18 protein-coding genes are annotated in these 19,133 nt (G+C 38.5%); 3 read left to right on the forward strand and 15 right to left on the reverse strand.

Annotated features, from left to right (window positions below; all coding sequences use genetic code 11):
• Nucleotides 1-53: 53 nt before the first annotated feature.
• The 7 genes from cysD to glnA form a co-directional block, all read right to left on the reverse strand.
• The gene (gene cysD / locus E0H94_RS13595) at nucleotides 54-962 is read right to left on the reverse strand and encodes a sulfate adenylyltransferase subunit CysD (protein WP_171065359.1); all 909 of its coding nucleotides are present in this window, start codon (nucleotides 960-962) and stop codon (nucleotides 54-56) included.
• Nucleotides 963-1,176: 214 nt separating this feature from the next.
• The gene (locus E0H94_RS13600) at nucleotides 1,177-1,389 is read right to left on the reverse strand and encodes a hypothetical protein (protein WP_116759408.1); all 213 of its coding nucleotides are present in this window, start codon (nucleotides 1,387-1,389) and stop codon (nucleotides 1,177-1,179) included.
• Nucleotides 1,390-1,490: 101 nt separating this feature from the next.
• Nucleotides 1,491-2,927: an alpha/beta hydrolase gene (locus E0H94_RS13605; protein WP_131327014.1), complete on the reverse strand. Its 1,437-nt coding sequence runs from the start codon at nucleotides 2,925-2,927 to the stop codon at nucleotides 1,491-1,493.
• 108 nt (nucleotides 2,928-3,035) lie between these two features.
• The gene (ubiA, locus tag E0H94_RS13610) at nucleotides 3,036-3,917 is read right to left on the reverse strand and encodes a 4-hydroxybenzoate octaprenyltransferase (RefSeq protein WP_131327015.1); all 882 of its coding nucleotides are present in this window, start codon (nucleotides 3,915-3,917) and stop codon (nucleotides 3,036-3,038) included.
• A gap of 18 nt (nucleotides 3,918-3,935) precedes the next feature.
• Complete coding sequence (locus E0H94_RS13615; RefSeq protein WP_131327016.1) at nucleotides 3,936-4,406, reverse strand: chorismate--pyruvate lyase family protein; 471 nt, start codon at nucleotides 4,404-4,406, stop codon at nucleotides 3,936-3,938.
• An 88-nt stretch (nucleotides 4,407-4,494) separates the two neighbouring features.
• Nucleotides 4,495-4,770 carry a hypothetical protein gene (locus E0H94_RS13620; protein ID WP_016165895.1) on the reverse strand — a complete coding sequence of 92 codons (276 nt, stop codon included), beginning with the start codon at nucleotides 4,768-4,770 and terminating at the stop codon, nucleotides 4,495-4,497.
• Nucleotides 4,771-4,858: 88 nt separating this feature from the next.
• The gene (glnA, locus tag E0H94_RS13625; RefSeq protein ID WP_171462080.1) at nucleotides 4,859-6,274 is read right to left on the reverse strand and encodes a type I glutamate--ammonia ligase; all 1,416 of its coding nucleotides are present in this window, start codon (nucleotides 6,272-6,274) and stop codon (nucleotides 4,859-4,861) included.
• A gap of 901 nt (nucleotides 6,275-7,175) precedes the next feature.
• Between glnA and E0H94_RS18730 the strand changes: the two genes are divergently transcribed.
• The 3 genes from E0H94_RS18730 to E0H94_RS18740 all read left to right on the forward strand — a co-directional run bounded on the left by E0H94_RS18730 (nucleotide 7,176) and on the right by E0H94_RS18740 (nucleotide 7,861).
• Nucleotides 7,176-7,355 (forward strand): hypothetical protein, encoded by a 180-nt coding sequence (locus tag E0H94_RS18730; protein ID WP_227548634.1) that lies wholly within the window; start codon nucleotides 7,176-7,178, stop codon nucleotides 7,353-7,355.
• On the forward strand, nucleotides 7,336-7,533 hold the full coding sequence (locus E0H94_RS18735; protein WP_227548635.1) for a hypothetical protein: 198 nt from the start codon (nucleotides 7,336-7,338) through the stop codon (nucleotides 7,531-7,533). The genes E0H94_RS18730 and E0H94_RS18735 overlap by 20 nt, the downstream gene beginning before the upstream one ends.
• Nucleotides 7,534-7,651: 118 nt before the next feature.
• Nucleotides 7,652-7,861, forward strand: coding sequence for a hypothetical protein (locus E0H94_RS18740; RefSeq protein WP_227548636.1), 210 nt, complete (start codon nucleotides 7,652-7,654; stop codon nucleotides 7,859-7,861).
• 54 nt (nucleotides 7,862-7,915) lie between these two features.
• On the opposite strand, the gene yddG is transcribed toward E0H94_RS18740, so the two are convergent.
• The 8 genes from yddG to tssF form a co-directional block, all read right to left on the reverse strand.
• Nucleotides 7,916-8,803 carry an aromatic amino acid DMT transporter YddG gene (gene yddG / locus E0H94_RS13635; protein ID WP_131327018.1) on the reverse strand — a complete coding sequence of 296 codons (888 nt, stop codon included), beginning with the start codon at nucleotides 8,801-8,803 and terminating at the stop codon, nucleotides 7,916-7,918.
• A 248-nt stretch (nucleotides 8,804-9,051) separates the two neighbouring features.
• Nucleotides 9,052-9,318 carry a PAAR domain-containing protein gene (locus tag E0H94_RS13640; protein ID WP_131327019.1) on the reverse strand — a complete coding sequence of 89 codons (267 nt, stop codon included), beginning with the start codon at nucleotides 9,316-9,318 and terminating at the stop codon, nucleotides 9,052-9,054.
• A gap of 21 nt (nucleotides 9,319-9,339) precedes the next feature.
• On the reverse strand, nucleotides 9,340-10,086 hold the full coding sequence (locus E0H94_RS13645; protein WP_413773019.1) for an OmpA family protein: 747 nt from the start codon (nucleotides 10,084-10,086) through the stop codon (nucleotides 9,340-9,342).
• 25 nt (nucleotides 10,087-10,111) lie between these two features.
• Nucleotides 10,112-11,071 carry a type VI secretion system-associated protein TagF gene (gene tagF / locus E0H94_RS13650; RefSeq protein WP_131327021.1) on the reverse strand — a complete coding sequence of 320 codons (960 nt, stop codon included), beginning with the start codon at nucleotides 11,069-11,071 and terminating at the stop codon, nucleotides 10,112-10,114.
• A gap of 34 nt (nucleotides 11,072-11,105) precedes the next feature.
• Nucleotides 11,106-14,933 (reverse strand): type VI secretion system membrane subunit TssM, encoded by a 3,828-nt coding sequence (gene tssM / locus E0H94_RS13655; RefSeq protein WP_131327022.1) that lies wholly within the window; start codon nucleotides 14,931-14,933, stop codon nucleotides 11,106-11,108.
• 25 nt (nucleotides 14,934-14,958) lie between these two features.
• Nucleotides 14,959-16,365 (reverse strand): hypothetical protein, encoded by a 1,407-nt coding sequence (locus E0H94_RS13660; protein ID WP_131327023.1) that lies wholly within the window; start codon nucleotides 16,363-16,365, stop codon nucleotides 14,959-14,961.
• Nucleotide 16,366: 1 nt separating this feature from the next.
• A complete protein-coding gene (gene tssG / locus E0H94_RS13665) occupies nucleotides 16,367-17,359 on the reverse strand; it encodes a type VI secretion system baseplate subunit TssG (protein WP_131327024.1) in 993 nt (330 codons plus the stop codon).
• Nucleotides 17,323-19,131 (reverse strand): type VI secretion system baseplate subunit TssF, encoded by a 1,809-nt coding sequence (tssF, locus tag E0H94_RS13670; protein WP_131327025.1) that lies wholly within the window; start codon nucleotides 19,129-19,131, stop codon nucleotides 17,323-17,325. The genes tssG and tssF overlap by 37 nt, the downstream gene beginning before the upstream one ends.
• Between the last annotated feature and the right edge of the window lie 2 nt (nucleotides 19,132-19,133).

The raw sequence follows: 19,133 nt of genomic DNA on the forward strand, positions 1-19,133 counted from the left end.
GGTTTTAATCTCCCTAAATCCCTCTTTAATAAAGAGGGACTTTCATCAGGAAATTAGAAATAGCCTTCTTGCTTTTTCTTTTCCATCGAGCCTGCTTCATCATGGTCAATCATACGACCTTGACGTTCAGAGCTTGTGGCAAGCAGCATTTCTTGAATAATTTCCGGTAAGGTATTGGCAGTTGATTCAACCGCGCCCGTAAGTGGGTAACAGCCTAAAGTACGGAAACGTACCGATTTCATTTGTGGAACTTCACCTTCTTTTAAAGGCATACGCTCATCATCAACCATGATGAGTGTACCGCTACGTTCAACCACAGGACGTTCCGCAGCTAAATATAAAGGTACTAGTGGAATACTTTCCAAATAAATGTATTGCCAAATATCAAGCTCAGTCCAGTTTGACAATGGGAACACACGAATACTTTCGCCTTTGTTCACTTTACCGTTGTAAAGATTCCAAAGTTCAGGACGTTGGTTTTTAGGATCCCAACGATGCTTGCTATCACGGAAAGAATAAACACGTTCTTTCGCACGTGATTTTTCTTCATCACGGCGTGCACCACCAAAGGCCGCATCAAAACCGTATTTATCCAGTGCTTGTTTTAAGCCCTGAGTTTTCATGATGTCGGTATATTTTGAACTGCCATGATCAAATGGATTGATCCCAGCATCTTTACCTTCTTTATTTTGATGAACGATCAAATCGAAACCATGGGTTTTTGCCATGTTGTCACGAAATGTGATCATCTCTTTGAATTTCCAGCCTGTATCGACATGCAATAGTGGGAATGGAAGTTTTGCAGGATAGAACGCCTTCAAGGCAAGATGCAGCATGACAGCTGAGTCTTTACCAATAGAATACAACATCACCGGATTTTCAAATTCGGCAGCTACTTCACGAATAATGTGAATACTCTCAGCTTCAAGCTGTTTAAGATGAGTAAGTCTTTCCTCATTTATTGACATCGACAACACCGATTACTAATTCGTGCTTATTACACATTCAACAATTGATATTCATTATAGAGATTTACTATTCACAGCTATTGCTTGTTTTATTATATTGATATGCAAAATTATCATATAGAGCATAACTAATAATAACTATAAGTTTTCAAGCTATAGTAGATCTCTACCCTTTCAAATTCATTGCAAAAACTTTCAAGATTTTAGCCTATTCACTTTTTGCTTGCGCGGCAGCTTCGCGCTGTTGCCTTAATTCAACACGCTTTTGAATTTCTGCACGCTCTAGATCATATTGCTTTTTATTCTCTGCATCACTTTTTGCAGCTAAAAGTGCCATTCCAAGAATAAACACTGGAATGAACAGTCCAAATGCCATTAATTTCCAAGGTATGGGCTTTTTGTTCACTTCTGGTTGGCTCATAGCTGATTTAACTCAAATCTTGCATTCTTCACTACGTAACAATATAACAAAAAGAGCCTCAATAATGAGACTCTTTTTCACAAAAATGATCTAAAAATGACTTAGAAATTGCCCGTACATTGCGGATTTTGACTTGCATCTTTCTGTGCGTCGGTTAACACGATACCCGTAGCCGCTGACATATTTGATTGTATAAAATCGACAGCATCCGCATTTTTACAGACGATTGCTTGCGTATGTGTTGCATTCGGCACGATCGTCAATTTATATCCATCAGCATAATTATTTTGCGGGAAATACTTTGTGGCATTCGCTTGCATATTTGCATACAAAGCTTGCGTGACGATCGGCAATACTGCTTGATCTTTCTCCCCCTGAATAATAAATACAGGGGTTTTAATCACTTTTGCTACAGTTGCATTGGTAGCGGGTTGGTTGTCTACCAAGAACTTTTGAACCAAAGGATCGGTTTTAATTTTATTTAAATCAATGCCATATTGTGCAATTAAATGGGTAGGGTCTTTCAAGAAGTCAAGTACGCCAACTTTGAATAACTCTTGTAAACCATTCGCACTATTCGGGTCAGCATAACTTAAACATGCGCCATCATCGCCCGTACGGCCATAGGCTTTTTCTGCGATATCCGCTGCACCCGCTGTAAAGATATTTTTTAAATCGTAATCAGGTTGATATGCTTTAATACCTGAACTGGTCAGTGCCGCATAAGCCAACAATTCAGCATAACCATCTGCAATTTGATCAATTGCCGCTTGTCCTTGTTCTGCTGTAATGATGTTGTTTGCAACTGCATATCGAACTTTTAGTAATTGCTCATCTAATCTATTCACACCCTTAGATTGATTATTTTCATCAAGATTCAACTGCGGATCGAGATAAATTTGAATAATTGTTCCTAAGCTTGACGCTGGTGCACCAGCGACTGCTCCTTTATAACTATTATCGGTATTAGCAAATTCAGCAGTGCCCAAGGACGCATGTCCACCTTGTGACTGACCAATCGACATCCATGCGCCATTTAACTGTGTACCGTAATGATCTTTCGCTGCTTTTACCGCTGCAATTGCGGAATTAGCCTGACTGGATAGGTTCAAATAAGGATGTACGCCTGGTGTCCCCAATCCTTCATAATCTGGTGCAATGATTACATAACCCGCGGCCAATAAGGTATCTGCGAGAATTTTAAAGCGAGGGTTAAGTAGATTTTTACTTGGAGCACAGTCATCGCCACCACCAACTGTTCCATGCTCCCAGACCACAACTCGGTAGCCATCTTTAGGCTGAATGACTTTTGGAAACAAAACCATGGCAGTGGCTGTTGCGGTTTTCCCTTGAACATTGGTCATATTATAGGTCATAACTTTAATCGATGAGCTATTCTCTACTGTATCTAAAGTATAATTCCCTTCAGATAAATAGGTTTTATTTGAATCGACCACCGTATTATCATCATTACAAGCTGTTAAAAATAGACTGGAAAGTGTCAATGTAAGTGCCAAAGCTATTTTTGTACGCGTCATAAAATATCCTTTTTTAATCTTTATTTTTTAGGCATGAACCTACATGCAGGATGATTAAGGCACAAAAAAAGTGCCCTGTATAGGACACTCTTTAACCATATGGTCATTTTAAATTGTTAATTCTAAAAAAATTCCCATAAAAATTACTAATCCTACCCAACGATTGTGACGGAATGCCCAAAAACAAATCTGAGGATCACGATCTTTGGTTTTAACTGCTTGATAAATAAAATCACCAGCAACTAAAACTAATGCAAGCACGCCAAATGGCATCAATAATTGTTCTAGAAATAAAGCAGTCGCAATTAAAATCAGACTTAATATCTGCAACGCACCAATAATTTGAATATCGTAACGTCCAAATAAAATCGCGGTTGATTTCACCCCAATTTTTAAATCATATTCCCGGTCAGTAATGGCATATTGCGTATCATAGGCAACCGTCCAAGCTAAATTACCAAAATATAATAACCAACAGGTTAATCCCAAAGATTCACCCACTGCAGTATAGGCCATAGGAATAGACCACGAAAATGCAGCTCCCAAAAATACCTGTGGCAGATGGGTATAACGCTTCATAAAAGGATAGATAAAAGCCAGAAATAATGCACCGAATGAACAATAAAAAGTTTCTATCGGTAAAAAAAACAGCATACAGGCACTGGCAAAAACCAGGATTAAAAAAACATAAACCGCTTCTTTTGCACTAATCACCCCTGTTGCCAAAGGCCTATTTTTGGTTCGCTCTACATGAGCATCGACTTTGCGATCTGCGAAATCATTAATCGCACAACCTGCAGCACGCATAAAAATAGTGCCCAAAATCATTGGAATTAAAATTCCTAAACTTGGCATGCCTTTATTCGCAATCCATAAAGCCCACATGGTTGGCCAAAAGACCAATTCGGTACCTATGGGTTTATCAAAACGACATAAATAATAATAAGCTTCTAAGCGTTCACGCCAAGTAATATGTTGCACCGTAGCCATGAAAATCCTTTAACAATTTCATAATTTGGTTTTGCGTAGATACTGCTCGAATGCAGGTAAGAACGTTTCTTGCACAATAAATTTACAACCGTGCCAAGTATAACAACTTTGGCGTGTCCAACCATCTTCTAACCAAATCACACGGCGTTCACAGGCTGGATTGGTACGCTGGAACAAAAACCAGCCTATAGGTTTTGTGCCAATATGTTTAAAAAGCCGTGCTCGACCTTGCAAACTTAGAATCGGAAAAATGCTTTTCGCTTTAACCCAAGGCTGCGTATCATTGCCGTATAAAAAACTTTCTCTAACCCATGAGGTATGCTGATGTGACATTCTCATCCATTTCGCATCAATAAAATGCAGGCGCTGAAAATGTTCTTTAATAGGTTGTACCCTAAATTTTCCACCCGCCAAATCCGTGAGCTGCTGCGTCAATGAACCTGAAGCATACAACCATGTTTTCAGTTCAGTTGGAATCTGCTGCTGCATAACCTTACCTGTTTAATTGATCTACTTTACGTTCAAACCCTTTTAGAGTTTATAAAGAATGTTATTGATTCAATTTAAAGATCAATTATTAACAATTATCTGTTTTTGCAATGACTTCAAACTTTCCTTGTGGCGTTTTCACCAATATGAACCCTTCAGCACTCAGAAAAAAACTTTGGGGATAATCATAATCGAGTGCCAATTCTGGGCTTTTCAGGGCAACAAACTCTGCCTGTTTATAACCTTCTGGCGTACGCCCAACTTCAATATAGGTCACCATTGAAAAATTCAGTTTAAAACCTTTGTCATGGTCTTTGGGATCAATCCACGGATAAAAACTGGTATGTTTCTTACGTTGTGCCATAAAGCTGATCTATTTTTTAAATAAAACAGATAATACAAAAAAAACCCGCGACGAGCGCGGGTTTTTTACAGTGGAATTCAGTTCAGAATTACAAGCTGTAGTACATATCGAATTCAACTGGGTGAGTTGTCGTATTTAAACGACGAACTTCTTCAGTTTTAAGTTCGATGTACGCATCAAGCATTTCTTTAGTGAATACGCCACCTTTCAATAAGAATTCGTTATCCGCTTGAAGTGCTTCAAGGGCCATATCTAGGCTATGAGCAACTGTAGGGATTTTTGCTTCTTCTTCTGGAGGAAGGTCATACAAGTTCTTGTCAGCAGCTTCACCTGGGTGAATCTTGTTTTGAATACCGTCGATACCCGCCATGAGCAATGCTGCGAAACCTAAGTACGGGTTCATCATTGGATCTGGGAAACGTGCTTCAATACGCTTGCCTTTAGGGCTAGAAACATAAGGAATACGGATAGAAGCAGAACGGTTACGTGCTGAGTAAGCCAACATAATCGGAGCTTCGAAGTGTGGAACTAAACGCTTGTACGAGTTTGTAGAAGGGTTTGTAATTGCGTTCAATGCACGAGCATGCTTGATCACACCACCGATGAAGTAAAGCGCCATTTCTGAAAGACCAGCGTATTCATCACCAGCAAACAAGTTCTTGCCATCTTTAGAGATTGACATGTGAACGTGCATACCAGAACCGTTATCGCCAACCATTGGCTTAGGCATGAAAGTTGCAGTTTTTGCATATTGGTGCGCAACGTTCCAAACAGCATATTTAAACTGTTGTACTTCGTCCGCTTTACGAACCATGGTGTTGAAGCTCACACCAATTTCTAATTGGCAAGATGCAACTTCGTGGTGATGTACTTCTACACGACCTGGGCCCATGATGTCTTCAATTTTTGCACACATTTCTGCACGCATGTCGTGTGAAGAATCAACTGGAGGAACTGGGAAGTAACCACCTTTAACACGTGGACGGTGACCAGAGTTTCCGCCTTCGTAGTCTTTGTTTGTTGACCAAGCAGCTTCTTCAGCGATTAATGTATGGCGCGCGCCAGACATATCGATTTCCCACTTCACTTCGTCAAATACAAAAAATTCTGGTTCTGGACCAAAGAATGCAGTATCACCAATACCTGTAGATTTTAGGTATTCTTCTGCACGGCGAGCAATAGAACGTGGGTCACGGTCATAACCTTGACCAGTTGATGGCTCGATGACATCACAAGTAACAACTACTGTAGGCTCAGCGAAGAACGGGTCGATAAAACCAGTTGCAGCATCTGGGCGTAAAATCATGTCAGACGCTTCGATACCTTTCCAACCAGCAATTGAAGAACCGTCAAACATTTTACCGTCTTCAAAAGTATCTTCATCAATTGTATCTGCTGGGTAAGTTACGTGCTGTTCCTTACCTTTAGTATCAGTAAAGCGGAAATCGACCCATTTTGCGCCACTTTCTTGGATGAGTTGAAGGACCTTGTTCGCCATGCTCATTTTGCTCCGATGATTTTTTGTTGCACCTGTGGAGTGCGTGTTAGTAGTTGGCAGTTATAAAGCAATTCTCATACCAACTTTTAAAAAACAAAGCTAAAACATTGAATTATTTATCAGAATACAAGATTTATAAACTTTGCTTCCACCCTATTATACTGTTTGAAAAATGAAATGCACCATATTCAATCATTTTCATTATTAAGAAATTAACCAAACCACAAAAGGAACCAAAATAGTGCATTTAAATACAAATGACATAATCCAGTGCATTTTTTAGCGCATTTTTTAACACTTATGTCTTTTTTATTTATCAACCACAGATTTTTTCATCAGAAATGCTTATAAAAAATATAAAACGCTATCAATGTAACAATAAAAACTCATGCTTTTGAGCTTATCGAGCAGTACACATCATTCATCCGACCATTTAAAACTGCGCTTATATCTCAAAAGATGCACCACTTTATTGCTACTCAGGACTCCCCTTGCTCGGACTCACTAGGTGCACCAAAAATCCCCCAACCTCATTAGAGATAGAGAACATGCTTAATCTCTAGTAAAAATCAGTCACGTTTTATAGGCAGTTTCTATTTTTTGATCAACAATCTAACAAACTGTGATCAATTCAGATCTATATAACTACAACACTCTCCTAACATACTTTGCCGTTATCAAAAAAGGATCCTTTTAATATTTAAGTCAACAACAAATTAATACTGCGTTCTTCATCTAACCCCACTTAATACCTCGTGAGAAGATAAAAATATAGGCAGGTTAACCAGAGGTAGAATATGAAAAAAGTTTGTTTTTAGGGTTTTGTTCTCTATTTGCTGCAATCAGCCAGATCCATGCTGCCGATACTGCTGATTTAGCAAAATAACGTTCTAATCCAGTAGCCAATATGGTTGGCGTACCTTTTCAGTTAAATCATGATGAGAATATTGGTGCCGATGAGAATATTGAACGCTACCAACTCAATATTCAGCCTGCCATTCCAATCAGTTTAAATGAGGTTTGGAATCTAATTTCACGTGCTGGTCTTCTCGTGGTTTATCAAACTTATGGTGATCGCGCTATATGATGACTGGAGCACTGGGGATATCGTTCAAAGCCTATTCTTCTCTCCAGCTGAATCTGGTCTATGTAGAATTATTGGAGGTATTGAACCTGCAATGTTATTACCAAGCGCGTCTGAAAAAATCTTAGGTGCGGGATCAATGGGGGACTCGGACCAATCGCGGTTGTACTTAAACAAATAAATGGTTGGACCTTTGGGGCGTTGGCCAATCCTATCTGGGTGGTCGAACATAAGGACTATATGAAGGTGGCAGCAGTACATTCTTACAACCTTTCGTCAGTGATACCTATCCAAGCAGTTTGACCATTGCACTCAATAGTGAAGCCACTTACGACTGGAAGAGTGAGGATGCAACCGTACCAATCAATTTAATGGCAACAAAAATTGTGAACTTAAATGGGCAGTTGATCAATGTTGTTAATGGTGTGCGTTACTGGACGGATGATACGACGGGGAGTGCCAAAGAATGGGGTGTCCCCTTAATTGCAGCTTTCATTTTCCCGAAATAATTTTGCATAACAATTGCTGATAAACTGAATAGAATCTGCTGACATCTCCCATTTTTACGACCTAGTCCGTGTAGACCACCAACATAAAAATGAACCTAAAGTGACCAAAGTAGCACCTTGCCAAAATGACCATGACAGCTCTAAATCAAGCAACAGCATAGCAATCAATGAGGAAATAATCGGTGTGAAATAAGATGCGGCTGTCAGTAATTGAATATTGCCATGCAAGATTCCAATGTTCCAAGCTGCATAACCCAATCCAAATGCAGTAGCACTAACAGCCAAATAAATAAAACTTTGCACGTGAAGATCAGGGATTTCAAAATCACCTATCCAAAGATATTTAAGCCATAATGCAAAAGCTGTTAAACAAAAAAATAGAGCAATTGCATTCTGACCATTGCCAATTTTCTTCGTGAGGATGCAATACGCTGCCCAAATAAAAGCTCCAAAAAATGCTAAAGCATAGCTGATGGGGTTAAGCGTAATATTCTGTATAATCTGGTTTACACTAAACTCGCCACTTCCAATTTGAACTTGAATAATGCCAAATAAAGTCAGTAGCATTCCCACAATCACTAAAGGATGGAACTTTTGCTCTTTGGTTAAAATTAAAAGCAATACTGTCAAGCTTGGCCACAAATAATTCAGAATACTCACTTCAACGGCTTGTTGATTGTTTTGAGCAAATGCTAAAGAAAGTGATAGGCATAACTCATAAGCCACAAACAAAATAGAGCCAAGAATCAGATAAGATTTAGGGAATAAATGCAGTTTTGGTGGTTTAAATAAGATCAGTAAAATAATAGAACTTAAGCTGTAAATTAAACAGACACCCAAAATTGGACCAAATCCATCCGTGACTTGTCTTAATAACCCGACAATGGAAGCCCAGAACAAAATGGCACACAGCCCAATCGTAGTGGCGAAACGATGTGACATAATCTCCGACTTAACCCTATAAAGTTCATGTGAATGTAGCAATAGTCAGATGATGCGACAAGGTATTTATGACCAAGACTCACCAATATCATTTAATCAAAGCCCTACCCCAATCGGACAGATCATACTAGACACGCAGTTTAAAATTACATGCTTTGCATTATCCTCGCTTACTCCAAAGAGATGTCATACCATCACTGCTTATATGACAGCAAATCATCATGAACTATCAATATTTACTTGATTGTTTAATTCGCACCTTGCACCAAATTCTGCTTGGGTAATAACTTGCAACCACAAGATAAAGCATCGTTGACCCGTGCAACGGCTTTGCCCATGACCAACATATGCATATTCCCTGACACAATAGTCGCGACCACTTTATGTAAAGGGCAAGTTGCTTTATCTCCGATACAAGCAACAGCAATTCCCTCGACCAAGAAACTAGAATTGCCAGAAATGACTTTTCCGCCACCTGTTGTTGGACATCCAACTGTTATATAAGGCATCGCCATAGCCTGTCCCCTTATAGCCAATTACAATACTTCAAACTCAATTCTGCGATTTTTTTTACGCCCTTCAATGGAAGCATTATCCGCGACAGGTTTCTCTGAACCCAATCCAGCAGTACTTAAACGTCCTGCAATAATTTCTTTTTGAATCAAGTACATTTTAACGGCTTCTGCACGAGCCAAGCTCAATGCCACATTCTTTTTAGCATCACCTGAACTGTCAGTATGACCAATAATTTTGACGTTCTTATCACGTACTTTATTTAATGCCACAGCCATCTCATCCAGAATTTTTGTTCCTGTAGCAGTTAAAATTGCACTCCCTGATTCAAATTCAACAATTCGGTCTTTCAAGGCATCATCTACGATTTTTTGTTCGGATTGATTAATCGAAAAACTCGTATTTACCCGATAAGGTGGTAGTACAAGGGATTGGAACATAGATGTAACTGGTTGAATTTCTGTTGGATTCATCAATTTTCCTGTTAATTCAACTTGTGTTCCTTTTACGGTTAACTTACCAGCTGTGATTTTTTTTAAATCCGTAGTAATCACCCGTGCCACAGTATCATCCCAATTTTGCGGTGTGGCGACAGGTCTTATCTGGATTTTATCAATAACCTGATCCTGCCCGTAAACAGCATACAATTTCTGTAAAATTGCCTGTTTACTGGTTTGATTAGCAACCACACCTTCAACAATAACAGGCTGCGCATAAAGTAATGCACTAGACAAAAACCCACATGCCAAGATGATATTTTTGCAAATCATTCTATTTTTAAGATTCATTTTTATATTAGCCACGAATAAATGTTTGTTTAAAAAATTTAATACCTTGATTGAGGCTCAATTGCCGTTCACACAAAGCTTGTTCCAATACAGCTAAACCTGCATTTTGTTCTAAATAGCTGTCTATCCATTCTGCATGAATCAGCGAAACCCAGCGTTCAGTGGTAAAATTCTGCATAAAAATATCACTGAGTGCTGAAATATCAGCACCTTGAAAACCAAAAAGTAAAATAGGCTCTTCAGCATGAAGCAGTCCAATCAAGACCTCTGTATTTTGGCTGCCAATGAATAAATAAATTAAATTGACCCAGAATGCCGCGATTTCATAACGATAACGTGCATTATGTATGGGTAGAATCAAGACTTTATTTAAATTGGCAACACCAAAACTAAGAATAGGCTGCAATAATAATCCTAAGCCAATCATACTTTGAGCCAGCTGATAACTATTCATTTTCATTAAACTGGCAAATGAATACATGGTCTGATTGTCAAAGAAATCTAGACTGAGATTAAGATTACAGTACAGCTTGTCACGACCAAAATTGGATAATTGTTCTAATAATTGATCGGGTTCCTGAATCGCTTGTAGCTTTTTATTGGTTTGAAATAAATCAATTAACAAAGGTTTATACACAACTGGTGCATAAGACAAATTCTGTATTGGCTTAGGAACTTCAAGTAAATGGCACAACACCATTGGAAACTTTCGCCCCGAAGCATCTTCACTGGCTTCTAAGTTGGCAAGTAACAGCGGTGATTCCATTGGATTCGCAATGAAAAAGTCTAAGCTCGGTAAAGTTTGATATGCCTTTTCGAAATCAGGTTTTTGCATCGCCAACTCCAATGCTTCCGTCATCCAGCGATCAATCATTTGAATCACGTTAGACTGCCCCTTACTTTTTAAGAAGTCGCCACGTGCTGGACTCTTGCCAAAATAAAATGATGCCGTTTTACTTATTTGCATTGAGTCTCTCCCTCACTCCTTCTCAAGCGTCGTATCATTGTGGTTTTACTCCTGATAAAACTTGTGAAGTAGACGTCAAATTTTGAGGTTCTGCTTTTATATTGACTTGAGTCGGTGCAACCTGTGCAGCAACAACCCGTACAGCTTTGTCCATAACCACTTTATCAACCAGTTGTAATCCTGCATAACCTCGACCAGCGCCAACATTACTGCCACTATTACCACTAATCAGGCGGAAATTTAGCTTCACAAAAAGTGATGGATCTTTCGGGCTTGACCAAGTCATTTCAAAACTACCGTTTTGTTGTTTTCTTTGTGCAGAATCAATCAGTCGGTTAATTCCATATTCACCTGGTGCCTCAAAAATTGTATGGGTTTGCCCTGCCAAGTCGACGGCAGTAATTCTGACCCCAGGAATTGCACTTTGATTTGGCCAAATAAAATTCACCCACTGCTGTATTCCATTTTCATACACCATTCTTTGACCATCAATATCGATGCTATAAGACAGCAATTGGGGATTCGGTAATGGATAGAATTGGAAATTCGATTGACTCGCTGCAGCAGCTGGCGCTGTTTGATTTAAATCACCTGTCGCTACGCCATTCGCTGGCGCAACATAACTTTGAAAATTCATTACAAACTGCGGATTTAGACCAATACCTAAATCCTTCCATGTTTTGGATGACAGCATATATCCGCGACGAATGACCAAAGGATCAAGACTTTCTTTAACAAAACGAGCAATACTGCCTGTTTCACCAAAAATCTGTGCAATTTCTGCACTGGTCGCTTGTATCGTCGCGCCCTGATTAAATGGGTATTTTTGCCCCAAGGTCTGACTAAAAGGTTGATAGGCCTGCATCACCCATAATTTATTCAGTTCATTTTGTGCAGGTGGCAATAACGCATTAAAAGCTTGGGTTAATGGGCTTACCAATAGACGTTGTAACACCTGCTGATCTGTCGCATTCAGCCCAACCATTAACTTTTCATCGACAATTTTCTGCGTGGTATTAAAGACTGAAGTTTGTTCATTAATGGTTTGTTTAACAACGGTTAACGCGCTTGGACCAATATCACCCGCATTTTTTAAATCATTAAACTTACTACGCACCTGAGAAAGATTGTTTAAATACTCATCCAAAAGTGACTGATTTTGCTGATCATCGCGCTTACGTACCAATTGGTAGAAAAATACAAACTCTTGGGATATTGGCCCTTGAGCCTGATTGATGGCTTTCTTCACAGCATCTTCGTTATTTTGTCTTAATACCGTACGCTTAAACCATGCGACAAAACCTGTTTGTGGTGCTGCCAACTCTGCTTGTACAACAGGGTTATCCCAACTGGTTTCCTTAGTCACACGTTCGATCAATATTCTGATTGGTGAGTTTTGCGGTTCACCTAAGATTTCGACAATACGAGCATCACTTTTAAAATCTGTTCCTTTCGCATAATGTACGGCATTCAGGAACTTTTTCCATTCTGCAATATATTCCTGCTTATACAGCTGCGTAAGTTGTTTTCGAATTTGATCTGGACTTCCAGTAAAAGTTAAATCATCCGACTGAGTCGTATTCAGCACCCAATCTTTTGTATCAGTCGGTTTATTTGCGGCATCTTCAATCGCTTGAGCAACGTAATCATCCCACGCCTTATAAGTGAATACGCCGGGCAGCGCGTAGCCTCCCATTAATGTGGTCTTGTTACTTTCCCCGACAATCTGGCCAACAGTCAGTGCAGAAAAACGAACTGATGCCCGCATTTTAATTTCATTATAAACTCGGTCTCGTGCTGGCATACCACGCACTACAGCCACCATCACCTGACGAGTTTGATCCACCAATTGGGTATCTGCTTCTAATACAGGGAACTGTTTTTGATTTGCTAAAGACATTGCATAAGTTAAGACTTGCTCTGCTTTTTGCGTCAACTCACTTTGCGGCATGGCTCCACGATTTGCCAATAACCAAGAACGCCAGAATTTTGTCACCTGATCACTGAGATGACTTGCATCCATATACTGTGGATTACTCAGCATGATATACGCCTTTAAAGCATTATAAGCATCTTGAGGATTGGTATCAGACGGTTCGAAGTACTGTTGATTTTTATTGGCTGCCAATTGCTGAATTTGTACATTGACATGATTCGCCTTCAACGTTGCTTCATTGCTTTTAACCCTTTGCAAATATTGTTCGATATTCTGTTGCGAAGGTTCGAGTACAATCTGCCGAACACCTTTCAGATACTCACCTTGAAGCTTCTCACCTAATTCATCGCCTTGATATAAACCAAATGAAAATTTGAAAGGATGATCTTGATCAAAGGTATCTAATTGCTGCAATCGATTTTGTAGAATTAAAAGAGCTTCTAATTGTGTCGCCAAATCCGTTTCAGATGTTTTTTCCAACTGCTGGACTTTGTTAAGATCTGCTTGCACATCGAGAATCAATTGCTGGTTATTACGATAAGACCAAACCCATACGCCAAGTACCATAGCGACAGTCATCAGACCCACCATAAAGCCCAAGTAACGTTGGCGTTTACGCAAAGGGTTGATATGTTGCTTTACTAAATTCTTATCTTTCAAAATCACATTTGAAAATAAGCCTTTTAAGAAATAACCATGATTTTGTGCATTGGGTTTTTTCGACGAATCTCCAGAATGCAGCAAGTTCAGATCAAATTCTTGTGCAATTTGCTCCGTCATCGGGCTTTCAATGATGCCCTCCTGTAATGCACTGGTAAAATAGAAGCCACGAAATACAGGTTTAAATTGATAAGGATTGTCTTCAAACAATGCGGCAATAAAGGTCTTTACCGCTGGTTTTAATGTTTTAAACTCAAGCGGAAATGTCATTACCCCAGGTGAAATATTTTGTGCATGGCGACGACTTAAATGCGTGGTGCTCACGCTTTTTAAGCCATCAAACAGCGTATTATAATGTTGCTCAAATAAGTCTGACGCATTGGGCGAAGAGTCTGCATGATACGGAAGTGTTGCCCCCCACACTTGATCGAATTCCTGTCCTTCATAACATTCAAAAAACTCGGTAAAACCCGCGATCAAATCCATTTTCGTAAACACCACATAAACTGGTGCAAATACTTCTAATCGCTCTGTTAAGTCTTGAATACGTGCTCTTAAATTTTTGGCCAGTTTTAATGATTTCTCAGGACTCTGACTAATCAGTTCGGCAATACTAACCACCACAATTAAGCCATTCACTGGTGCTTTCGGTCGATTTTTTTTCAATAGTTTTAAAAAACCAAGCCATTCACCATGGTCCTCTGCATACACAGAATAACGACCTGCTGTATCTAATAAAACACCATCTGTGGAGAAAAACCAATCACAGTTTCGGGTTCCACTTAGCCCCGCAGACACCACTTTTTGATGGGATTCTTCAAATGGGAACTTCAAGCCAGAATTATAAATCGCCGAACTTTTACCTGCTGCTGGGTTACCAATGACCATATACCAAGGCAGTTCATATAAAGCAGCATTACCTTTTTTATCCCCTAACTTTGATTTACGAATCAGTTGAATGGATTCTTTCATCTGCTGTTGAATCAGTCTTAATTCTTCATTATTTTGAGTTTGACTGTACTCAGATTCAGTTTCCTTACCAATTGCTTCTGCAAGTTGTTCACCTTGCTGTTCATGTTTTCGACGTTGAATCCACCAATAAACACCATAACCAATCAAACCTAAAAGATAGGCAATGCACAGCATCATAAAGATATGCCGTGGCACAACATTAAAGGAAGATATCAGAGCAACCAATAGGGAAAGTGCAATCATTGCTTTTGGATTGGTAATGTACTGCCACAAGTAGCCTAAAATTGTATACATTGTTATCTCGTCAATTTTAATATTCTTAAGTATTTAATTCTGATAGTAATTCTTCAGACTGAAATATCACATGTGTGTGTGGAGCATCCAGACTGAACATAAAACTATGCATAGATTCGGGTGCTTGAAGCCCAAGAAGAAATCCGAAAATCTTAGCCAAACTTTGCGTATGTCCTAAACTGTAATGACTATATAAGCAGTGATACGACTGTATGTTTGATGAAGCAATATGGGTTGCTATTTGTTGAGCAACTTTGATTTGAGCAATATTGTCTGGCACCACAAAAAACGGAGTTTCGTTGGCATATTGTTCTAATTTTTCAATGCCTAATTTTCTAATAAAGTTCATTACATTGGTTTCATTTTCAACCAGTTCGATCACCTTGACTTTGGATAATTCAGACACTTGTACTGATTCGGCTGCAATACAACAACTGCCAATGAACTCAGCAGGAATATATTGATCAATTGTCCATAGATGTTCATCAATAATGTCCTGATCTATGGCTGAATCAACCACAGTGATATATGAAATTTCATCCTTTTGATGCTGAATGGCTTTAAGTAGTTCAATCCATTCCGCATAGGCATTTTCGGTGCCCCAATAATGGTAATGCACGTTTATTTGTTGCACTAACAGCCCTAAACTCTGTAAATACTCTTCAATCAATGCATCACTCGATTGTTCATTCCAAACATGCAATAAGTAATCGGAAAGTACGACATGAATATTCAACATATTGAGGCGCGGAATATCCATAACCACTGTCTGTTCTTCTTCATCTTCCTGATAGTCGGAGCGAATCCAAGCAGGATGCATACGATATTCATAAGCAAGTTGCTGATCATAAAACATCGCTGAATTTTTTAAATGCTCTACAATACTCAATAAGGGTGCACAATTTTCATTAAGTTCTGCCTGCATCAATGCCTGTATGCGTTGTTGAATTTCGCTTATCTCAGGGCGATCTATTTCATGGTCTAAAGACTCATCAACAGGATCAGGCATTCGGTAAGATAAAATTGGGTTACCCATCTGATTCACAAGTTTGGAATCCAATGCAGGTGCAGGCATCTCAGCCATTTTTGCGAACACTTCTTGGTTTTGCCCCAAAGCCGATTGCAGCGAAGTTGCATAAACATTTAAACGTAGATATTCAGGATTGAGCTGATTTTGTGTGTTTTCACTTTCAGAGGATGGATGAGCTTCAATCAGTTTTGAATCTCTCTGCTTATTTTGTATAAATTGGTATAGCTTCCATATGAGATAAGGACTGAGTACTACCAATGAAATCAAAAAAGGCAGCAACACAAAATAAAGCAATAAATCTTGTGCTGTCGGTTCAAATTTAGCATCGCGCCAGTAATAAATAATCAGCGTAGAACTTAAAATAAAGATACTTAAAACTGTACTGAATATAATTTTAAGCATTTTAGATCTCTCGTATTAACGCATAACAAAATTCGTTATGATCTTCTGTCAATGTCGGCATTAAGAAGGTTCCCTGCCCCAAACCCAATGATTGATTTGTACCAATTTGAACTGCTTTTTTTTCTGTATTTTTCAAAATTAAACGAACATCGACATGCAGTGTCGGATCACACCAACTCTTGAAAATCTTTCTAAGTTGTTCGCTTAAACCTTTCCCTGGCAAATAATCTAAATAATGTGGGTAAGTTAAAGGTCCAATTTGAACTTCAATTTTTCCATCCACCTGACGGACTTTTTCACCACAAAAAGTATTTAAACCCAAAGCATTTTTAGCCAAACCACCCAAACTGGTTTTCTGAACATCATTAAGCTCAAAGGTTTCCACAATAAATTCTTTAATTTCGATCTTTTGCTTAAACACACAATGCAACATCGTTTTCAAGGCATGGACATTATTATTCTGTCCTTGCATTAATCCTGAAAACTCAGCAAAAAAATCTTCCAATTCGGAAGGCTGATGTTGCTGCCGTACAAAACCATTTAATGCATGTAAAATTGTTAAATAGTGATTATTCTGATCAATTTCGTAACGAACAGGTAAGTTATATACCAGACTGGAATCGACAAACTGAGCAGTCAACTTATGATTAAAAAGTCCAATAAACTTCTGTACTTCATCACGTTGCTTGCGCGGTGATAACTTAATTTTCTGCGTATAGCTATAGGGTAATGCCCCTTGTATCCCGAGCAATCCCACCATCAAGTTTTTGAGTTCAATTTTATCTTCTGCTAAATTTAAGGACTCAATCTCTGAAATAGGAAAGTTGAGCTGAATTGAACTCTCAAAACTAAAACGATCAGCCCAATGTTGAACTTGATTAAAAATCGGATCATGCCGTAACAGCCGAGTCGTTTGGACAAACTCATAAGCCGTGGGTGTATGAAACAGACCATCAATTACAGAAGCTTCTTGCCACCAACGTTCTGAACGCATTGGTATAACTCCTGTTCTGATTGATGATCAAAAATAGTCAAATCAACAAAACTATTCATTTGTACTTTTAAGTTGAATACATAGCTCAATAACTGGCTAAAAATATATAAACTATGCCCCCGAAAAACTTCCGCTTTGATTGATACTTTGACTTTTATACCGCGGACAAAAGCTGGGAATGGCTTGATATTCATCATTTTGTGCATTGATTCAAATTCAATGCCCTGAATGGCATCAATCAATAGATGATTTTCTTTGGCATTTGATAAATTATATAAAACCAGTAATTCTTGAATATGAGGTACTGCATTTTCTTGCATTAATGTCATCAAATTCAAAGACAAGTGTGAAATCAGTCGCCACTGCTCTTCTTTATTTCCATTAAAGACATAACATGGGGTAGGTCGTTTTAAGACCTGTGCACGCCGAACCAAGCCTGTACCATTCATATTTAAAGTATGCTGACTCAAACTCATGCTCTCGTAAGGCAAATTACCATTCGAGCACAGTAAGTTTATACTAATAAAATCAGACTTGATTTCATGAGGATTCAAATGCCGAGAGATAATGGAATAACCCAATTCAATGTTTTTATGTTGATACTGTTTTTGACTCAATGCATAAAAATATCGTGCATCCTCTTTATGCGTATGACTCATGGCAAAAAATGGTGTGATCGGGTAAGTCACAGCATCCTGTTCATGTTTTTCTCTCATCATTTGCATATTAAGAATTGAATAAACACGATAAAATTCAGGGTGATGCGCATCCGTTAAAATTGGATATTCTAATTTTTTATGATCAATCTTCTGTGGCTCAGCCTTTTTCTCAAATAGATTAACGGCAGGGCTACTAAATAACTTGAAATTTGCAATATTCAAAGCTGAATAATTATGAACAATTGCAGGGTCAGTCAAATTGAGTTTTAAATGCACATGTAATTCAAATTGGCTATTTCGCTGTGTAAATTTTTTTAGCCCCTTTAAATTCAATTTAAGATAGTTGAATTTTTCTGAAAAGCAAAAATACTCCATTAAAAGCCGATAAGCATGATGAGTATGCTGATCAAGAGGCAATAGGCTTTCATTTTCAGCAAAGCCCATCACTTCAAATGGATTCTCAATTGCCAAAGTATGCTGACCTGATTTCAAGCTAAAACTGGTTTCAGATTTAAAAACTGCATCTAAAAACTGCAAAGGAAAATTAGAAATTGCATCTAAATATATTGGGATAACTTCATTGTCTAACCATGTTTCAGCTCCATTAAACGCTTCAAAAAAAAACACCAAAGTGGCATTTTGGTTCAAATGCAAATGCGAGCTTTGATTGGTCTGAAATTCTAGGGATTTAAGTTGTATCGGTAATAGCCGAACAGCCAAGCTCGTTTTAAACTCACACTGTACGCCTTTTACACTTCGTGATTTCAGTGTAGTTTTTTCTGGAATAATTGTGACTTCTGTTAGCTTCTTTTGCTTTTCAATATCTTCAAAACTCACCACAGTACAAGCAGGAAAATGTCTTAAATATTGAGGAAACATCACCTCAAATAATGACCGTGTAAACACGTCATAACTGTCTTCTAATTTTTTATCAATTCTTGCTGCAATTAAAGAAAAAGCTTGGATCAGTCGCTCAATGTGTGGGTCATCAATTTGCTCTTGATTCAGTGATAACCGTTGCGCAATTTTAGGATACTTTTTCGAAAACTCTCTCGACTGTAGTGCAAATTCTTGCAACTGCTTTTCGTAATAAGGTAAAAGTTCTTCAATCACAG

This window comes from Acinetobacter sp. ANC 4173, from assembly GCF_004331255.1.
GTDB lineage: Bacteria > Pseudomonadota > Gammaproteobacteria > Pseudomonadales > Moraxellaceae > Acinetobacter.

What these genes read in the sequence shown, in the direction of transcription:
- E0H94_RS13600 (WP_116759408.1), bottom strand. Translation starts at nt 1,389, where the DNA reads ATGAGCCAACCAGAAGTGAACAAAAAGCCCATACCTTGGAAATTAATG.
- E0H94_RS13605 (WP_131327014.1), bottom strand. Translation starts at nt 2,927, where the DNA reads ATGACGCGTACAAAAATAGCTTTGGCACTTACATTGACACTTTCCAGT.
- ubiA (WP_131327015.1), bottom strand. Translation starts at nt 3,917, where the DNA reads ATGGCTACGGTGCAACATATTACTTGGCGTGAACGCTTAGAAGCTTAT.
- E0H94_RS13615 (WP_131327016.1), bottom strand. Translation starts at nt 4,406, where the DNA reads ATGCAGCAGCAGATTCCAACTGAACTGAAAACATGGTTGTATGCTTCA.
- E0H94_RS13620 (WP_016165895.1), bottom strand. Translation starts at nt 4,770, where the DNA reads ATGGCACAACGTAAGAAACATACCAGTTTTTATCCGTGGATTGATCCC.
- glnA (WP_171462080.1), bottom strand. Translation starts at nt 6,274, where the DNA reads ATGAGCATGGCGAACAAGGTCCTTCAACTCATCCAAGAAAGTGGCGCA.
- E0H94_RS18730 (WP_227548634.1), top strand. Translation starts at nt 7,176, where the DNA reads ATGGTTGGCGTACCTTTTCAGTTAAATCATGATGAGAATATTGGTGCC.
- E0H94_RS18735 (WP_227548635.1), top strand. Translation starts at nt 7,336, where the DNA reads ATGGTGATCGCGCTATATGATGACTGGAGCACTGGGGATATCGTTCAA.
- yddG (WP_131327018.1), bottom strand. Translation starts at nt 8,803, where the DNA reads ATGTCACATCGTTTCGCCACTACGATTGGGCTGTGTGCCATTTTGTTC.
- E0H94_RS13640 (WP_131327019.1), bottom strand. Translation starts at nt 9,318, where the DNA reads ATGGCGATGCCTTATATAACAGTTGGATGTCCAACAACAGGTGGCGGA.
- E0H94_RS13645 (WP_413773019.1), bottom strand. Translation starts at nt 10,086, where the DNA reads ATGATTTGCAAAAATATCATCTTGGCATGTGGGTTTTTGTCTAGTGCA.
- tagF (WP_131327021.1), bottom strand. Translation starts at nt 11,071, where the DNA reads ATGCAAATAAGTAAAACGGCATCATTTTATTTTGGCAAGAGTCCAGCA.
- tssM (WP_131327022.1), bottom strand. Translation starts at nt 14,933, where the DNA reads ATGTATACAATTTTAGGCTACTTGTGGCAGTACATTACCAATCCAAAA.
- E0H94_RS13660 (WP_131327023.1), bottom strand. Translation starts at nt 16,365, where the DNA reads ATGCTTAAAATTATATTCAGTACAGTTTTAAGTATCTTTATTTTAAGT.
- tssG (WP_131327024.1), bottom strand. Translation starts at nt 17,359, where the DNA reads ATGCGTTCAGAACGTTGGTGGCAAGAAGCTTCTGTAATTGATGGTCTG.